Consider the following 17,415-nt stretch of genomic DNA (forward strand, 5'->3'; position numbering starts at 1 on the left):
TGTATCATATTTCTTTCGTTGTATATTGCTAATATTCTTGCTATAATAAACCATAGAAAAAGTCGAATTTTCTGTTATGGGCTGCTTTTATAGCACAAGGTGGAACTGTAACAATTTTCTCGTTTAAGGGGGTATCTATAATGGCAAAAACCATCGTCCTTTCCAACCAAAAGGGCGGCGTCGGTAAAACGACGACGGCAAACGCCCTGGCTGTAGGCTTTAAATCACGCGGTTTCAACGTATTGGCAGTAGACATGGATCCACAGGGTAATCTTTCCTTCAGCCTGGGCGCAGACACTGAAAGCAGCGCAACTATTTATGATGTCCTGAAGGGGGAATTAAAAACAAGATTTGCCGTTCAAAAGGCTCCTCTTGTGGACACTATTTCGGCCAATATTCTGCTCAGTGGCATTGAACTTGAGTTTACCGGCTCGCAGAGAGAATATCTTTTAAAAAATGCGCTGGCGCCGCTGCAGTCTATGTATGACTATATTTTTATTGACTCTCCTCCCGCGCTTGGAATTCTGACCGTCAATGCTTTTGCTGCTGCGGACTATGTACTAGTTCCAATGCTTTCCGATATTTTCAGTCTTCAGGGAATCACACAGCTCGCTGAAACAATAGAGCGGGTTAGAAATTATTGTAATCCTTCGATCCAGGTACTGGGAATATTTTTAACCAAACATAATCCAAGAACCCGTTTCAGCAAAGAGGTAAAGGGGACGGTAGATATGATAGCAGAAGATCTGCGCATACCGGTTCTTAATACCTATATTCGGGAGAGTGTCTCTCTCAGAGAGGCTCAGTCACTGCAGCAGTCCATTCTGGAATATGCTCCAAAGAGCAATGCTGTGATCGACTACGAAGAGCTAATTGATGAGCTGATAAGGAGGGGATTATAGTCATGGCAAAAAGCAGAGCAGAAATTGACAAGGACATGATGTACCGCAAAATCATGCCCAGCACAGCCCGAACCGGGAAAGCTATAACCGGAATTGATTCTGAAAGCTCAGCCAATAGTGATTTTGACTACGACGCTGGAAAAACATCCCTACTGTCTAGAGGGGCTGGAAATAATCTTGATACAACTTTCTCCCCGTCGTACAATGGAGAGTCCGGTATTTTACCTGCAGTACGTCCTCGCAAAACTTCCGGACTGCAACTTCCTGAATCGCAGGACATGATACTGGTTAATGTGATAGAAGAGTTGGTGATTTCCCGGTTGGAGAGCACGTTGATGCGGTTTAACTGCTGTAAATGCGACAAGTGCAAGAAGGATATCGCCGCAATTACGCTTAATAAACTGGCTCCACATTATGTAGTTATACAGAGAGGCGATCGCGAAAAACAGGAACAGGCAGAAGAATTATATGGTTCCTCTGTCACTGGAGCGTTGGTACAGGCAATTATGTTGGTAAAGAAATCGCCTAGACATTGATGTTGCATTACAGTCATATGAATCAAACTCCATATCAGGCCAGTCTGGCTTGGATACTATATCAATTTAAATAAAGGATAACATCTTATATGCTAAAATATTCCACTCCGAATCCCGGCCCTGTAGAGTTTGGTGATTTTATTTCCTTATCCCCACGATCCTTTCCTGAGGATAAGGAAACCATTTGAGCGTGGTTGATTTTGTTCTTTTACCCAGAATGTGACAATTATGCTCGGAGTCTAACATAATACAGACTGGGGCACCACGTATCCATTTAACATTTTATTGAAGTCCATCTCCGAAATCAAAGGACATCCTAAAACCAAAGGAGATGTTGTCATTGGGAATGATGTATGGATAGGGGCTGGAGCAAAGACTTGTTCCGGTGTCTATATAGGTAATGGACGCACAATAGGAGGGACGCTTTAGTTAAAAAAATATGCCGCCTTATTCTGTATTCAGTGGTAACCCTGCTACAGAGTAAAAATATGGATGAGCCGTTTGAATATTTTAAAACAGCCGTCCCCAAACAAACTATTTAATACACATTATTGAAAGGGCAAAACCATGGGGGAAAATAGAAAGATATCCGAAGGGAATATAACGAGGGAAGAGCTTCTATACAAAATTCAAATAGCATTGGAACAGACAAACTTCTCTGTCTCACAGCAACTGATAGAAACATACAAAAAACACTGGGAGTACAGCGATGAACTAGCTGTGCTGGAAGGAGAGAGCCTTATCTCTACCGGCCAGCCTGATAAGGCCCTTTTTTGTATAGAAGCGGGGTTGGCCTGCAACAGTTCCAACCATGAACTTTATTTTATGCTTGGAGAGGCCTATGAACTGCTTAATAACATGGTGTGTGCCGAGCTTTGTTATCGGTACTCAATATACCAATGCCACGAAAAAAACGATTTAGATTTTCTTTTAGATAATTTAAGCCGCTTTCATACATCTTTCGGTTCGCCTCTGCCCAAACTCTCACTTGTGCTAAGGGTCAACAAAAATACATCTTGGCTAAAGCTTTGCCTTCAGGTAATCTCATTATTTACTATGCCTGAACATTTTGAAATTCTCTTCTTAAAGGAATTTTCTTCACCTGTACAGGATGAGTTAATCGCTAATCAGTCCTTGGGGACTATTATTCCCTACGATGCACAAAATATTAGCGCCTGTTATAACCTAGCTATTGAACAGGCAGAGAAAAGTTCAGATTTTGTAATTATTGATGAGGGTGGTCTGCCTCTCGAGCATTCTCTTTTCACATTACAACTGGCTCTGCATCAATCTCATGAAGTTGGAGCCGTCGGCTCTATCTCAAACCACCCGTCCTGCTCCGGCTATATGAAGAAAACTTGTCCGACTGTAAATGACGCTATGGCATATGCGCATATATACAATGTTCCCAATCAGTCTGCCTTAGTAAAAACCTTCGATCTTCCTGGTCCCATTTACATGTTTAAACGGTCATTTATCAAAAGGTATGGTTGGTTTGATACGGAATTCACCTTGGGCAGTTATCAGATAAAAGACTATTTGATACGGCTGATCCGTAGTGACAAAAGTGTGCTTCTCTGCCCTAACAGCCTTTCAATTCTTACAGCGGATTGTCAACTCCCGACATTAGGTGAGGAAACGGAATTATTTTATAAAAAAAATGGTATTAATCTTTCCTATTCCTGCTTCGCCCGAAAGGATTTGCTTTCACTAATAAGCATCCCTTCAGCAGACTATTCTGTGCCTATTAATGTACTCGAAGTAGGCTGTGCATGTGGTTCTACTCTCATAGAGTTAAATAGACGATTCCCGAATGCTGCACTCTATGGTATAGAAACGGATGAAGGTGCCGCTTCTATTGCGGCTCACTTTGCTAACATAAGTAACGAAAATATTGAAAATTTCTCCCTTAACTACCCGAATGACTTTTTTGACTATATTATTTTCGGAGACGTACTGGAACATTTAAAAGAACCAGGAAAGGTATTAGATACAGTAAAAACATACCTGAGAAAAGATGGCTGGATTCTCGCCAGTATTCCAAATGTTATGCATATATCGGTTTTACGGCCCCTCCTAAACGGATTCTGGACCTATGAAAATGCTGGCATTTTAGATCGTACCCATCTTAAATTTTTTACCTATCAGGAGATTCTCCGCCTGTTCCAGGACGAGGGGTACTTAATAAAGGAAATATCAGCTACCACTGTCCCTATTACAGAAGAAGATAAAAAATTAATCTCCCGACTGGCGGAACTGCAAAATGTACCCGAACAGTGGTTTCAGGCCTACCAGTACTTGGTATTGGCGCAAAAAAGAAAAGGAGTAATTAATTAGTATGATAAATTACAACTTAACCACCATTACCACACCTCTCATAAGAGAAATATTATCCCTTATAAATGTAATGGAAAAAACGACTCTAGAATTCTGTTGTAGCTTAACCGAGAAAAATGAGAACGATGAAAAAAATCAACTTTTTTTTAATGATTTGGAAGCAGGAACCTCCATTTTACTGCAATATTATGATAGCTTGAAACCGCTCCTAGGACGTGCCTGTTATCTTGAAATGTCAAAGAATATAAACCATACTTTGTTTTGTGTAGCCGATTTGATCAACAATAATCAGGATAGGAAAGCTATAATAAAACTCAAGTACCAACTCTGTCCCATATTACAGGAATTGAGCGAGGAAATTTACTTTTGGGGCGTTATCTATCCGAATCCAGATGCCATGGAACTTTATTATAAACAGGAATTCGCCCTACACCATGCCAATTCTTATATTGCAAACAAAAAGCCAAAATACAAACTCTCCATTTTTATTCCCGTTTACAACAAATTGGAATATACAAAACAGTGTCTGTCCAGTATCTTCCAGAATACTGAACTGGAGAAATTTTCATATGAGTTTATTCTTCTGAATGATGGTTCCAGTGATGATACACAAGATTATTTTGACAGCCTGAATTTTGATAAGGTAATAGAACTAAAGGAAAATGTAAAGACAACTATATTTTCATTGGCATATCGCATTTGTGAGGGCGAATATTTTCTCTTTATAAACAATGATACATTAGTAACAAAAGGGTGGCTGGATAATCTGATTACTTGTATAGAGTCAGATCCGACACTAATCAGTGCTACCCCCTGTACTCCCAATACTTCCAATTACCAAGGTGATATGGACGGTTTTTACACATTTACCTCTTTAGAAAAAGTAACTAACCACTTTAATCAAAGTAACCCTCTGTTATGGGAAGAACGCGCCAGAATTATGCCTGTCATTGCCATATATCGCTCCGTCCTTGTCAATCAGATTGGCTTTTCCGATCGGCTTTTCTATACGATGGAATTTTGGGACGATGACTTCAGCCTCCGTGCCAGACGAGCCGGATACAAACAGATGCTGTGCAGGGACACTTATTGCTACCATTTTGGAAGTGTAACAGGAAAAGAAGCTCAGGTGAAGAATAACACTCTGGCAGACGGAAGAAAACTGTTCCAGTTTAAAAATCATATGGATCCATGGGATCGAGATTATTGCTATGACCACCAAATTATTTCAATGGCTCAGTCGGCGGGGTTTTCTCACTTTACCGGCTCCCCCATAACAATCCTTGCAATTGACTGTGGTTTTGGGGATACTCCCCGGCAGCTAATAAATCTACTTCGAAAAAATATAGGTGCTGGATTTTCAAAATCAACTGACATAATGCTAATAACCGCCTATTTGAGCATCAATGAACAATTGTATGCCGAAGATTTAAAGTCCGCCTCTCAACAATGTTTTTTTGAAAAGGATTGGAGAACACTTTTCAGAACTATTGGAGAAAATCGCCTCGACTTTATATATGTCGGAAAGCCCTTAGAAACGTATGAAGACTATAATTTATTACTAGAATTAGCTGTAACATCTCTAAAAAAAGATGGAAGATTTTTATTCTCGGCATCAAATATTTACTATAAGCCATTTCTGGAAAGCTTATTAATGCTATCTTTTCCAGAAAACAGCGAATTTGTACGGTTTTTAAATATCGCTTCTTTACAAAAAAAATTAACCAATTTATTTTCAAACATGGAATGTGCTACACAACCGGAATCTCAGTCAGGTGTAGAAGAATTTAAAGCCCACCATCTGACTGATAAAAATAATCCTACCGCTAAACCACTTCTTTCTTCAAAATACTTAAAATTTTGTTGTCAAAAGTAGCTGAAATTAACTTATAAAGCAAAACGCCGAGGCTAATAACCAATAAATAGCCCCGGTAGTTTTTTCGAAGAATATTTTAATTAACTTCCTTATTCAAGGACTGTTCTAAAATTTCTATTTCCTTGTCTGTTGCATTAATTTTCTTATAGGCTCCAAGTGTTTCCTGCGCTATTTTAAAATTGTTTTCCTGAATCATTTTCCATATATACTTCTTTATTTTAATTGCATTTTCATCAAACTCTTGCTTATCTTCTCTCTCACTCTCAAATTTTGCTTTAATTCTTTTGGTTTTAATACTAATAATGTCTTTCATAAACGGCCAGCATTTCAAAGCTTTTCTATAATAATAAAAACTGTTTTTTAAATCTCTTTTTTCGTAATAATCAAGTGCAACTTCGGAATAAACAGCAAAGCAATATTCTCCAGGCAGGTTATTACACTCATTTTCATTGAGCATCTCGTTTCGTATTAACTTTCTCAAGTATCTCATTTTATCCCGAGTATAGCAGTCGAATAAAAATTCAATCTTATCATTTGTCAGATGTATATCAAAAAGTTGCCTCTCTAACATTTTAATTTTAAAAAACTCTTCTTTGATAGTAAGATTTTCACTACATTTAGCGTCTTTATTGTCATCATTATGCTGGTATAGTTCAATCATTTGATATGCTAAAACCGCAATCTCATCGGATGAACAGGACCCAATATATTTTTTTAAAGGAACATCATATTTTTGAGCCAGATAAATAAGTCTGCCATATTCTTTTCTGGGAGTTATTGTATCCATTAAAGCTTCCAGATCTGGTATCACTTCAGCTCCATTTTTTTCAGCATAATAATATACTTTAATTAGACGGACAAATTCGTCATCATCCGGAAGGGATAAAAAGCCCTGTGCTGTTTTCTCCCCCAACTTGGAATCTCCATCCCATATGCTAAGTATAATTTTACTTACATATTCCATTTTTCCACTATTTTGTTTTACTTTTAAATAATATTTACATAGTTCTCCATACTCCCCCGTCTCTGTCAGTATGTCATGCCATAACTCAACATTTTCCTCTATAAGCCTGTCTCCCAAAAGACCCTTTATATTTTTAAGATGAACCAAACTGTCTCTGTATCTTCTACACTGAAATAAAGAGAAGGCGAACTGAAATAACCGTTTTTCTCTTTCCATCTCATCCTGTGCCCAAACAGAAGCTCCAAATCCTTCTTCTCCATGAGATATTCTTTCATCACACTCGCCGAGTAAGCTAAATAGTCGTTCAAACATTCTAGTTACTTTTTCATACTCCTTTAATCGTAAAAGAACATCTATTGCTTGACAGAGAACATCCAGCATCTTGATATTATAATGTTGCCTACTGTCTTCCATATAATTTTCTACAACATCTATAATTTTTTCATATTCGCCTCTGGACATATATACCTGATTTAACATCCAGTATGCTTTTATTACATAGTAATTATCAATTTCTGAACTGTACTTTGTGATAATTTTATTACAGGTTTGTATAATTTTATCTTTGTCATCAAGACATAAATATTCCTGCGCTAATTGATAAAGCATCAACAGGTTATCCGGTTCTTTTTCCAATTCCCTTATTAAAAGAGGTAAATTTCTTTTATTTTTTTTATTCCTCTCGAAATTTGTTGAATCCTGAACATAACCGTAATGGTTAATATGTTCATCAATAAATTTTAATTTTCCCATATTCGTCACATGTTCATGGACTATTCCTTCGAATTTTCTTCCCGGAAGTTTCCGGAACAAGCGTTTGATATATTCCTCCGTATAATTGCTGCTTCTGCTAAATGAGTCATAATTTCTTATAATGAAGCATGCATCATTATAACATTCTGATTCAGATGAATTAAGAAACGCTACTATTAAAGATACGCTTTCAAACCATTCATCTGCATCTATATAGAGAAACCACTCCCCCTTTGCCTTATCAAGGACATAATTTCTTGCTTCTGCAAAATCATCGCACCAATCAAAGAAATGCACTTTCTCTGTATATTTATGAGCAATTTCTACAGTTTGATCCGAGGAGCCCGTATCCACTATAATCAATTCTGAAGTAACACCTTTTAATAAAGGCTGGAGTGCAGTGAGGCACCTATCTAGATTCTTTTCTTCATTTTTTACAATCAAACCTATTGATAATTTCATTTTTATATGTCCCCTTACTATAAAATAAAGGCTGTGGAAATTTCCACAGCCTTTATTTTTTGGCAAATTACTGAAGCAACTGGAGAACCGACTGCGGCTGCTGATTAGCCTGTGCAAGCATTGCCTGTGCAGACTGCTGAAGAACGCTGTTTTTCGTAAATGTCATCATCTCCTTAGCCATATCTACATCTCTAATACGTGATTCTGCTGCAGTGATATTTTCGGTTGTAACACCAAGGTTGTTAATTGTGTGCTCCAAACGATTTTGTAAAGCGCCTAAGCGGCCTCTCTGTGAAGAAACTGTATTAATTGCGTCTTTAATCGTTTTCATAGCGCCGGTTGCATCATCAAGCTTATCTACGCTGATCGCTCTTACCCCTAAGCTGGCTGCCTTCATATCGTTGATCGTCAAATTCAACTGATTGTATCCGTCATTTGTATCACCAATCTGAAGTTTAAGCGCTGCCGCACCTGCCAGAGCTGCACTTGTAGGTTCCGCCGTTCCGGCCTGTGATGTATCATCGGCAACATAACTTATTGTCTGACCTTCTGCCTTAAAGGAAAGCAGGCTGTTAGCCAAATCCTTATTTGTAAGAGTTCCGTCATCAACAGCTTTCTGTACTGCATTTTTAACAGCATCTTCAATCTGTTTTGCAGAGTATGTGGATGCATTATCCTTAGTACCCAGTACAATTTTTAATTCACCGGCTGAATCTACACTCGCATTAATTGTATTTCCTGCTTTACTATCATCAGTACCAATGGTGATTTTTTTACCCGCTGCATCTTTTCCTACACTTACTCTGAACGTATTGGCTCCTGTACCTACTGTTACAGTTGCAGTTGAAGCATTATTCAAAGTACCATCGAGAAGTTTAATTCCATTAAAGTTTGTGCTATCAGCGATACGATCAATTTCATCATTTAATGCATCAAACTCATCCTGAATCGCCTGACGGTCAACATCATCATCATAAGTTCCATTAGCAGACTTGGTAGCCAGCTCCGTCATACGGTTTAACATGGAATGAACTTCCTGTAATCCACCTTCAGCCGTCTGAATCAGGGAAATTGCATCGTTTGCATTATCAGTTGCTGTTTCCAGACCTTTGATCTGAGCTCTCATCTTCTCGGAAATAGCAAGACCTGCTGCATCATCGCCGGCGCGGTTGATCCTGTAACCGGATGATAATTTCTCAAGAGATTTGGAAATATTTGTGTTGTTGATACCCAGCTGTCTCTGGGAGTTGAGTGCCATAATGTTGTGCTGAATCCTCATAATATTACCTCCATGTAATAGTTTTCCGGACTTCCATGTCCTTTTTTTGAGTGGCAGTGAAAAGTGCGCCAAGCGTGCTCTCCATTGCCCGGTTTGTCTGCCAAACGGGCCCTGTCTGGCAGGGAGACTGGTGAGAACATACCATCCTTACCGTCCTACTTTAAATATCGAACCGAATGGGAAAGTCTTTACCGTAAAAATGCACAAAATTGATCGCTCAATTTTGTGCATTTTTATCTTTCACTATTTTTTCATTCTCAGTTCTGTTGTTCCGGCTCATTAACCGTACAAACTTTCCTCAATATAAAACTCTTCCAGCGTTATTCCCTTTTCCATGATATATTTTGCAACATCGATACCTACATACCGGAAATGCCACGGCTCATAATTAATACCCGTACTCTCTTCTTTCCCCTTATCATACCGCAGTATAAATCCGTATTCTGCGCAGTGTTCCCGCAGCCACTTTCCTTCTTTTGTATCCTCAAATCCCTCTTCAAGTCTCTGATAGGACTGGGAGCACACGTCAATGGCAAGTCCCAGGCAGTGTTCCCCGGAACCTGGAATTGAAAGTACATGCTGGGCCTCTCTGGAAGCCGCCTCCATACTGTATCCCTTCTTTACATAGCTCTTTACCTTCCGGTTAAACAGTATCTCCTGGCGGTCCAATGTCCTGTAAGCCGAGCAGACAATCGGGCGAAGCCCTTCTGCTTTCATATCCGATATCATGCGAAGTGTGGTGTCATAGATTCTGGCGTCCACGGACTGTTCCGTACCCGGAAGAACCTTCAGTTCCACGGTATAATCCTCCGGAATCGGATACCTGGCATTTGTAAGAATCAATGCCCACATATCCTCCTGTCGGATCACCGGGCCTGTTTCCCCACTGTTTCCAGCCGCCTCTTTTACCGCTGCATCTTCTGCTAATGATGTATTTTCTTTTATATTGTCATTCTCATTTTTACTACTAATTTGTTCTTCTCGTCCGGCTCCAGCTTTTCCTCCAACTTCGCCATTTCCACCAGCTCCGTCTTTTCCTCCGTCTTCGCCTTCTCCTCCAGCTCTGTCTTTTCCTCCGTCTTTGCCTTTTTCCTCAGCCTCGTCTTCTCCTCCAACTTCCTTTTTCCCATCAGTCAGTCCCTTCACCCATGCAAAAAATCCCGTCTGTTCACCGGCATCCGGGTCCTTCGGCTGTTCTGTCAACTGTTCTTCCGGCGATTCTGCCATCTTTTCAAGCACCGCGCCGTCCTGTGCCTTTAGTCTCCTGACTTGTCCTCTGGCACCTATATATGTAAACACGAGGATCAGAAGAAACGTGTAAATCATCATTCTCCTGCTCCTCACCACTAATTTATCCTGGGAAGTTTTTCTATGCAACCTGATTTCCCTCTCAATTCTCTATCTATTAACTGACCACTCCAGCAAACCATACCTGTTCTTGTATCCTGGCTCTGCCACCTGTCCTGGTTTTGTATCCTGGCTTTTTACATATTGACCTCTTACATGCTGATCTTCGCATTCTGGTCTTCTGCATCCTGATTTTTCCAGCTTTATCTTACCTTATTCTCCGCAACTGATCATTCTGCCTCTTCAATATATACTTATACAGCAGATCCTCCTGCAGATTAGTCATATCCATGAACTCGCTGCCATACCCCACCAGGTTATCAGCTCTTGGGACAACACGGCGGATCGTGCAGTTGTAAATCATGGAATCCCGCATCTCCTCTATGACGATATCGAAGGTGTCTCCTATACCCAGTTCCAGATCTGATTTAAACATCAGGCCTCCCAGGCTGATGTCCACCAGTTGAACGTTCTGGTTCAGATATTCCAACTCACCTGTTTCACCGTTTTCGTCGGTATAGGTGTGACTGATTCTGAGAATCACGGCCTTGCTTCTGGAACTGATCCGGAAGTATTGGCGTCTCTCGTCGTTGGTCGCCTCCGTCAGATTGATAATACGGACGATCTTAGAGGTAGACAGGTATACGTTTCCCACAAGCACGCGGAATCCCTGCTTTGCGTTGTAGATTTCCACCTTAACCACCATGTTGTATGGGATCTCAGGAAGTTCATTTCTGGAACTGTTGATATCAATGTACGTATCCTTGACTTTATGTAAAATACCCATGGTGAGCAGATCGTTACTGGTCGATTTAATCACGCAGGAAGAACCAATATAATCATCCGGTAATATAACCACTTATGCTACCTCCTTTTCACACCTTACTTATCATCACACCTTACTTCTAAGTCCGTTTCTCCCCATCCCCCCCATTGTCTCCAAGCTCCCCACCGGCTTCCTTCTCCGCCCGCTTAGCCCGCTCCGCCGTTCTGGCCGAGGTACGGGATCTTAAGAGTTTTCTGCCTGCCGTTTCCTGCTTTTTTGCCTGGGAGATGACTTCCTCGCTCTTGATCTGGGCCGATGCCTCCAGCAGCCTGCAGTAGATGGCTGCCACGACCTCGTAGAGGTCCACCGGAATGTTGCTCCCGACTTCCAGCATACAGAGAAGGGAGGCGGCGCTGTCATCCTTGAATACGGGGATTCCTTTTTTCTCGGCAATATCTATGATTTTTTCCGCCACGGTCCCGTAACCGGAGGCAATGACCACCGGGGACGTGTCTTCTTCGGCGTTGTATTTAAGCGCAACCGCTTTGTTTTTCTTAGATTTTGACATCGACACCAGTCCTTTTATACGGTAAATTTTTGAAAACGTCCATCAGGGAGCGGTTTTTATCGAGTTTATCCACCTTAAGCTCCGACAGACGGTATCCTTTTTCCTGGATGATTCCGGTGAATTCCGGAATCAGGCCTGCAAATATCCTGGCGTAATCGCCGGGGCAGAACAGGTAAAAGGACAGCTCCTTTCCGTCCGCCATAAATTCGGCCTCAAACTGGCCAATTCCACTTATATCAAAAGTGATTAGGACATGAACATGGCTTTCCCCGTCTTTCTCGCCCTTGTAATTCTTCGAACCGCTGTCATTGGGGTCGAGCCACAGTTCTGAGAATGCAGTGAGGCCCTGGTATTCCACGGGAATGACAAAATGGAGCAGCGGCGTGTAGTTGCACGGCGATGACAGCAGGCTCACGATGATCTTTTCTATCTTGTCACCGTTTAAGCTGGCCATCTCGGATTCCCGATCCTGTTTTCCGATAATTTCGGCAAGGACATCCATGATTCTGGAACGGTTTTTAACCGTCTCCCCGGATCGGAATCCCTCTATATAGTCAAATATAAGCTGTTTTAGTTCTTCTTTGTTTTCCCTGCCGTTGATATGAATCAGCACATTTAACAAGGATTCCTGGAAAAAGGACTCATTGTCCTGAAAACGCGACAGGTTGTAAATGATGATGGGAACTACCTTCTCAATCTGCGGGCTGTAGAGGATGCTGCTTTCCAGATCCTTTAAAAGTTCCAGGATTTCTCCTTTTAGCGCCTGAAAATGCGAAGCGCTGTCCGGCGCCCGAAGCTGCATCAGCAGGTCACTGATACGCCCCGACAGGCGGCTGCTTCCCGCAAGCTGGTCGCTCAGATATTCCAGGCTGTTTGCCGCCGAATTCATCACGTCCTGTCTCGCAATGGTCCCGTTTACCGATTTCAGGAGATCAGCAATCTCCTTCGACATACCGGGATTATCAGCCAGAAGTCCTCTGAGAGTTTCGAATAACGGTCCTTTAAAGAGGGTGGATGCGTATTCTTGTTTCAGAAGCTCTTCCACTATCTGATCCGGCTTAATCAGGAGGGACTGGAATAGCTGCTGAATCTCCTGTGTCACCGTTTTATTATTGACCGGAAGAAGACTAATGATCTCCTCCAGCATATAGATGTTTTTGAGGTAATTTACCGTGACGTCGGGATCCTTTAGGAGGTTCATCAGAATGGCGGAACCCGTCTCCTTCTGCAGCACGTTATGCTGTCCTAAAAGGCCGCTGCTGTTCGGATTCTTTACTATGTGGCTGATCTCCTGGAGATCAAAGGGAATGGACGGATCCGCAACCGGTTTATTTGATTCTACTACATTTTTACTTATCACCGGTGACGTCACCCTGAGTATATCTGCCATTACCGCAATCCCCTCTTAATCTGCCCATCCATATAATAATAACTGCAGTTTTCTTCTTTTCTCGATATTACCAGACGGCTGTCCCCGATGGAAATGATGGTTCCGCCGTAAACTTCCCTGGCAATCAGTCTGGATTTTTTGACCTCTTTAAGCTGCAAGGTCAGCTTCTGCATCTGATCTTTCATTTTCTTCTGCTTCATCGTGTTGATAGGCAGCCATATCTTTAATTCGTTCAGTTTTTCCGTCTGTTTAGGCGAGATGGTCCCCGCCTTCTGTCTGGTGTTCAGGTAGGTGATATTCTTTTTGCACTCATCTAACTGCGCCGTGATGTCTGCAATATCCTGTTTCAGTTTTTCCACCTCTCCCAGAAGCTGCGGCGTCACACCGAGCGTCACCAGCGTCGTAATCTGGCTCATGGCGCCTACGGTTTTTACATTCATGACATTATAAACAGAACACACTCCTCCGATAAAGGCGGCTCTTCTGCCCGTCAGAGTCAGGTTATTACCGCAAGATACCTCCGAGTTTATGATGTATTCTGCCTGGATATCACCCCTGGCGTAGATTTTACTGTCTTCCAGGAACTTGGCGGTGATGTCGCCGGCCGCCTCCAGAACGCCGCTCTTCATTCCGCGCATTCCTTTATAGAGGGTAATACTGCCTCCGGAAATCAGGGTTGCCCCTTCCACAATACCCATCACGGTAATGTCGCCTTTTGCTTTTACTGTAAATCCCTCTAAAACGTCGCCCTTAATGCTGACACTTCCGGTAAAATCGATATTTCCAACCGAGTTGTCCACATTTCCGCCGATATTTAAAATCTTTTCCACATGAAACCGGCCGCTGCGGAACGACAGGTTCCCCTCGCAGCCCGTGAGTAATTTGTCTTTTTCCTCGTTGTATACTACGTTTTTTCCCTGTGGGATAGGAGGCATAATGCCCGGTTTTCCATACACCGTGTTGCCGAAGATATCCACACCGTCCTGGGGCGGCTCCGGCGGGGTCAGTTCGCAGACAAGCTCCCCTGCCTTTACATTGTGGATGTAGTTTGTGCTTTTAAAATCGATGCTGTCATTTTCTTTGGAGGCGAACTTGACTTCCTTGTGCCTGGGAAAATAGTCCTTGATTTTTCCGTTGGTTCCGTCGATAGCCGGCGTTCCCTCCGCAAACTGGAACACCTGATTGTAAAGCTCATTTTCCACGATGTCTTTCAGTTTGTCTTCGTCAATTCCGTATTCAATTCCCATCTGGTCCAGCATATCCCGGAGTTCTTGCAGCGTAATGTCCCGGCCGCCTCCCACTGGGCTGTTAACCAGAATCGAGGCGCTCATCTTATCCTCTGCAACTGCGATTTCTGCAAATGCATCTTTTGGTTCAACCTCTGCATCTTGATCGCTTTCAGCAGGATTCCCACCCGCCGGGGCATCATTCCCGGCGGACGGCGAAGAGCCGGAAGTATCCTCTGTTCCAAGCTCTCTCTTTTTCTCCGTATCATTCCAGTCTTCCACGGTCTCAATTAAATCGCTCATACTGTTGAATGATTTATTGAGCGGTTCCTCTGGTTCTTCCTTTAGGTATCCCTCGTCCGGATCCAGATCTTTAAGCCGGAATTTCTTTTTCTCTTCCGGCTCATGTTGCTTTTCTTCTATTTCTTCCTCGCTTGCCCCATTTTTCCTGTTTCTCGAAAATAAGCTGAAAAACCGGTTTTTCTGTCCCATAAGAGCCCTCCTGTTACTATTTCCGGTCCATATTCCGCGAGACATTTTTAAGTACATGCCGCATTAATTAGAAAGATATCGCAATTATACTCCCATATTACACGCAGACATCCCTATCTCAGATTATTGATCATTTCCTCAAGCTGATCCGCCACCGTGACGATCCGGCTGTTAAGCTGGAATCCTCTCTGCGATTCAATGATGCTGACCATCTCAGTTCCGATATCCGAGTTGGAACCTTCCAGAGCCTGTGCTATGATTTTGGGACTGCTGCTTACATATTCATCCTCATCGGCCTCTTCCTGATCCACCTCATACCACTCACCGCTGGTGGTGCTGGTGCGGAAACGGTTATTTCCCGCAGCTTCAAGCCCTGCCGGGTTATCGCAGGTAAATAAGCCGATCTTGTCTTTCAGGTTCTCAAGGTCAAGGACGTTCGTATCTTCCTCACGCTCCTCTTTACCCTTCACCGTCTTATATTCCAGCTCTATGTAGTCGCCATCCATGCTGAGCACATAATGGCCGTCCTTTGTAGTCAGGTAATTGCCGTCTTCCGTGGCCGATATCTGGAAGGATCCGTCCCGTGTATAGAGGGGTTCTTCCTCATCCTCACCGCCCTCGATGGCAAAATAGGCATTTCCCACAATGGCAAAATCTGTCGGACTGTCGGAGGGGAGCAGATTGCCCGCCGTTACATTAGTTTTTATCTGCCCGACTTTAATTCCGTGTCCTACCAGATGTTCTCCCTCAACCTTTGTATCCATCTGTGTCTTCATAAGTTCATCAAAAGAAACCTTTGATGCTTTAAAAGCGGTTGTATTGACGTTTGACAGGTTATTAGCCGTCACGTCCAGCTCGGCCTGAAATGACTTCATGCCGGAAACCGCTGAATAAAATGCACTGCTCATACTATCTATCCTCCCGGATCGTGAATCAGATCTTTCCTATTTCCGATGCCGTCTTCTGGTTCATCTGATCGATAATCGTGATTGCCCGGCTGCAGGACTGGAATGCCCTTTGTATTTCCATCGTCCTCGCCATCTCATCGTTTAAATTTACATTGGACTGTTCCAGCTTTCCCTGGTACACCTCCGGATAACTCTCCGTAAGCTGTGCCGTTCCCGCCCCGAACATTCCGTTGTCATAGACCGTCAGATTCTCGTAATTATCTGCCTCTACAATGCGGAATAAATCCAATTCTCCGCCCTCATTGTCGTAAATGACGCCGTTTGTCCCGACGTTAAAACCGTCCTCTCCAATTTCGATTGGACCCGCGTCTCCCATGACGTATCCCTTGCCGGGAAGCACCAGAAAACCTTCCTCATCCTTCTCAAAATTGCCGTTTCTGGTCAGATATTCTCCGTTTTCTCCCTGGATGACAAAGAAACCGTCACCGTGAATCGCCATATTAAAGGCGTTATCCGTATCTATGATAATTCCTTCTTCAAAATTCGTCGCTTCCTGGCCTACGATGGCAATCGGCGATCCCTGGCCGATCGGCGTTGTCCGGCCGCCCATCTGGCGCACCAGCTGCTGATCAAACGTGGTTCTCACAAGGCGTTTGGAACGGTATCCCGGCGTCTTCTGGTTTGCCATATTGTCGGCCGTTACATCTAATGCCCGGCGGTTCATCAGCATTCCCGAGGCCGCCGTATAAAATCCTGAAAACATACTCTCATCCTCTCACATACTCGTCCAGATCCGCCTTAAGCTTTGTAATCGCCTTTGTATGTATCTGGCAGACCCTGGATTCGCTGATTTCCAAAACCTCTGCGATTTCCGAGTATTTCAATTCCTCATAATAATAAAGAGTAACCACAAGCCGTTCTTTCTCCCCAAGAGACTCAATAGAGCGCGTAAGCGTCCGGCATATCTCTTTATAAAACAGGCTCTCCTCCGGCTTGTACGAATCGTTCCTGTTCTCCGGCTCCGCCCGGAGGGCTGATCCGGTTATATCCTCCAGCATGGATTCCAGAGAAATAATCGAGGAATGGTTCATATACTGAATGTGGCTTTCCACTTTTTCCTTCGGTAACTCCATATAACGGGCTATTTCTTCCACGTCGGGTTCCCTCATATCGCGGTTGGCGAGAAAAGCGGAGGCCTCCTCTATCTTTTTGTTGAAGTTTCTTGCCCTGTGCGGAACCCAGTCCTGTTTTCTGACAAAATCGATCAGGGCGCCGCGGACTCTTATATACGCATACGTTTCAAATCTGGCTCCCTTTGTTTCGTCATACCGGTCCATGCAGTCCATCAGGGCCAGAACTCCCTGGTTAATCAAATCTTCTTCCTGGGCGTAACCGGATGCCACCGCCCGCATCTGTGCCGCTGCGGAGCGTACGATGTAGAGGGTGCTCATGGTCAGTTCGTTTCTTATCTCATGGTTCTTCGTCTTCTGATACTGTAGAAGCGCCTGCATGAAACCGCTCTGCTCCGTGACGCCATGCTCATGCCCGGTCCCCGGTTTTTCATGGTTATTCCGACTGCTTTCCATAGGCATCTATCTCTTTGCTTTCG

General features: G+C 43.0%; 14 protein-coding genes. 4 read left to right on the forward strand and 10 right to left on the reverse strand.

The window, feature by feature from the left end; all coding sequences use genetic code 11:
- Positions 1 to 140: 140 nt before the first annotated feature.
- The 4 genes from EJL91_RS08440 to EJL91_RS08460 all read left to right on the forward strand — a co-directional run bounded on the left by EJL91_RS08440 (position 141) and on the right by EJL91_RS08460 (position 5,651).
- Positions 141 to 902, forward strand: coding sequence for a ParA family protein (locus tag EJL91_RS08440; RefSeq protein ID WP_125141501.1), 762 nt, complete (start codon positions 141 to 143; stop codon positions 900 to 902).
- Positions 903 to 904: 2 nt separating this feature from the next.
- A complete protein-coding gene (locus EJL91_RS08445; protein WP_125141502.1) occupies positions 905 to 1,438 on the forward strand; it encodes a late competence development ComFB family protein in 534 nt (177 codons plus the stop codon).
- Between the two features lie 567 nt (positions 1,439 to 2,005).
- Positions 2,006 to 3,775 (forward strand): class I SAM-dependent methyltransferase, encoded by a 1,770-nt coding sequence (locus EJL91_RS08455; RefSeq protein WP_125141503.1) that lies wholly within the window; start codon positions 2,006 to 2,008, stop codon positions 3,773 to 3,775.
- 1 nt (position 3,776) lies between these two features.
- A complete protein-coding gene (locus tag EJL91_RS08460; RefSeq protein ID WP_125141504.1) occupies positions 3,777 to 5,651 on the forward strand; it encodes a glycosyltransferase family 2 protein in 1,875 nt (624 codons plus the stop codon).
- 76 nt (positions 5,652 to 5,727) lie between these two features.
- Here the strand turns inward: EJL91_RS08460 and EJL91_RS08465 are convergent, their stop codons facing one another.
- From EJL91_RS08465 to EJL91_RS08510, 10 genes are all read right to left on the reverse strand, one after another.
- Positions 5,728 to 7,830: a tetratricopeptide repeat-containing glycosyltransferase family 2 protein gene (locus tag EJL91_RS08465; protein WP_125141505.1), complete on the reverse strand. Its 2,103-nt coding sequence runs from the start codon at positions 7,828 to 7,830 to the stop codon at positions 5,728 to 5,730.
- A gap of 67 nt (positions 7,831 to 7,897) precedes the next feature.
- Positions 7,898 to 9,109, reverse strand: a complete 1,212-nt coding sequence (locus EJL91_RS08470; protein ID WP_125141506.1) for a flagellin N-terminal helical domain-containing protein — start codon at positions 9,107 to 9,109, stop codon at positions 7,898 to 7,900.
- Positions 9,110 to 9,388: 279 nt separating this feature from the next.
- The gene (locus EJL91_RS08475; RefSeq protein ID WP_243125283.1) at positions 9,389 to 10,438 is read right to left on the reverse strand and encodes a M15 family metallopeptidase; all 1,050 of its coding nucleotides are present in this window, start codon (positions 10,436 to 10,438) and stop codon (positions 9,389 to 9,391) included.
- 226 nt (positions 10,439 to 10,664) lie between these two features.
- A complete protein-coding gene (locus EJL91_RS08480) occupies positions 10,665 to 11,315 on the reverse strand; it encodes a PilZ domain-containing protein (RefSeq protein WP_125141507.1) in 651 nt (216 codons plus the stop codon).
- Positions 11,316 to 11,361: 46 nt separating this feature from the next.
- Positions 11,362 to 11,790 carry an EscU/YscU/HrcU family type III secretion system export apparatus switch protein gene (locus EJL91_RS08485; RefSeq protein ID WP_125141508.1) on the reverse strand — a complete coding sequence of 143 codons (429 nt, stop codon included), beginning with the start codon at positions 11,788 to 11,790 and terminating at the stop codon, positions 11,362 to 11,364.
- Entirely contained in the window at positions 11,777 to 13,180 is a 1,404-nt protein-coding gene (locus tag EJL91_RS08490; RefSeq protein WP_125141509.1) for an antitoxin, read from the reverse strand. Before EJL91_RS08490 ends, EJL91_RS08485 begins: the two co-directional genes overlap by 14 nt.
- Positions 13,180 to 14,898 (reverse strand): DUF342 domain-containing protein, encoded by a 1,719-nt coding sequence (locus tag EJL91_RS08495; RefSeq protein WP_125141510.1) that lies wholly within the window; start codon positions 14,896 to 14,898, stop codon positions 13,180 to 13,182. The genes EJL91_RS08490 and EJL91_RS08495 overlap by 1 nt, the downstream gene beginning before the upstream one ends.
- A 113-nt stretch (positions 14,899 to 15,011) precedes the next feature.
- Positions 15,012 to 15,806, reverse strand: a complete 795-nt coding sequence (locus EJL91_RS08500) for a flagellar hook-basal body protein (RefSeq protein ID WP_125141511.1) — start codon at positions 15,804 to 15,806, stop codon at positions 15,012 to 15,014.
- A gap of 25 nt (positions 15,807 to 15,831) precedes the next feature.
- Positions 15,832 to 16,569, reverse strand: a complete 738-nt coding sequence (locus tag EJL91_RS08505; protein WP_125141512.1) for a flagellar hook-basal body protein — start codon at positions 16,567 to 16,569, stop codon at positions 15,832 to 15,834.
- A gap of 4 nt (positions 16,570 to 16,573) precedes the next feature.
- Positions 16,574 to 17,392 (reverse strand): sigma-70 family RNA polymerase sigma factor, encoded by an 819-nt coding sequence (locus EJL91_RS08510; RefSeq protein WP_341466975.1) that lies wholly within the window; start codon positions 17,390 to 17,392, stop codon positions 16,574 to 16,576.
- Between the last annotated feature and the right edge of the window lie 23 nt (positions 17,393 to 17,415).

It is taken from the genome of Clostridium transplantifaecale, assembly GCF_900626075.1.
GTDB lineage: Bacteria > Bacillota > Clostridia > Lachnospirales > Lachnospiraceae > Otoolea > Otoolea transplantifaecalis.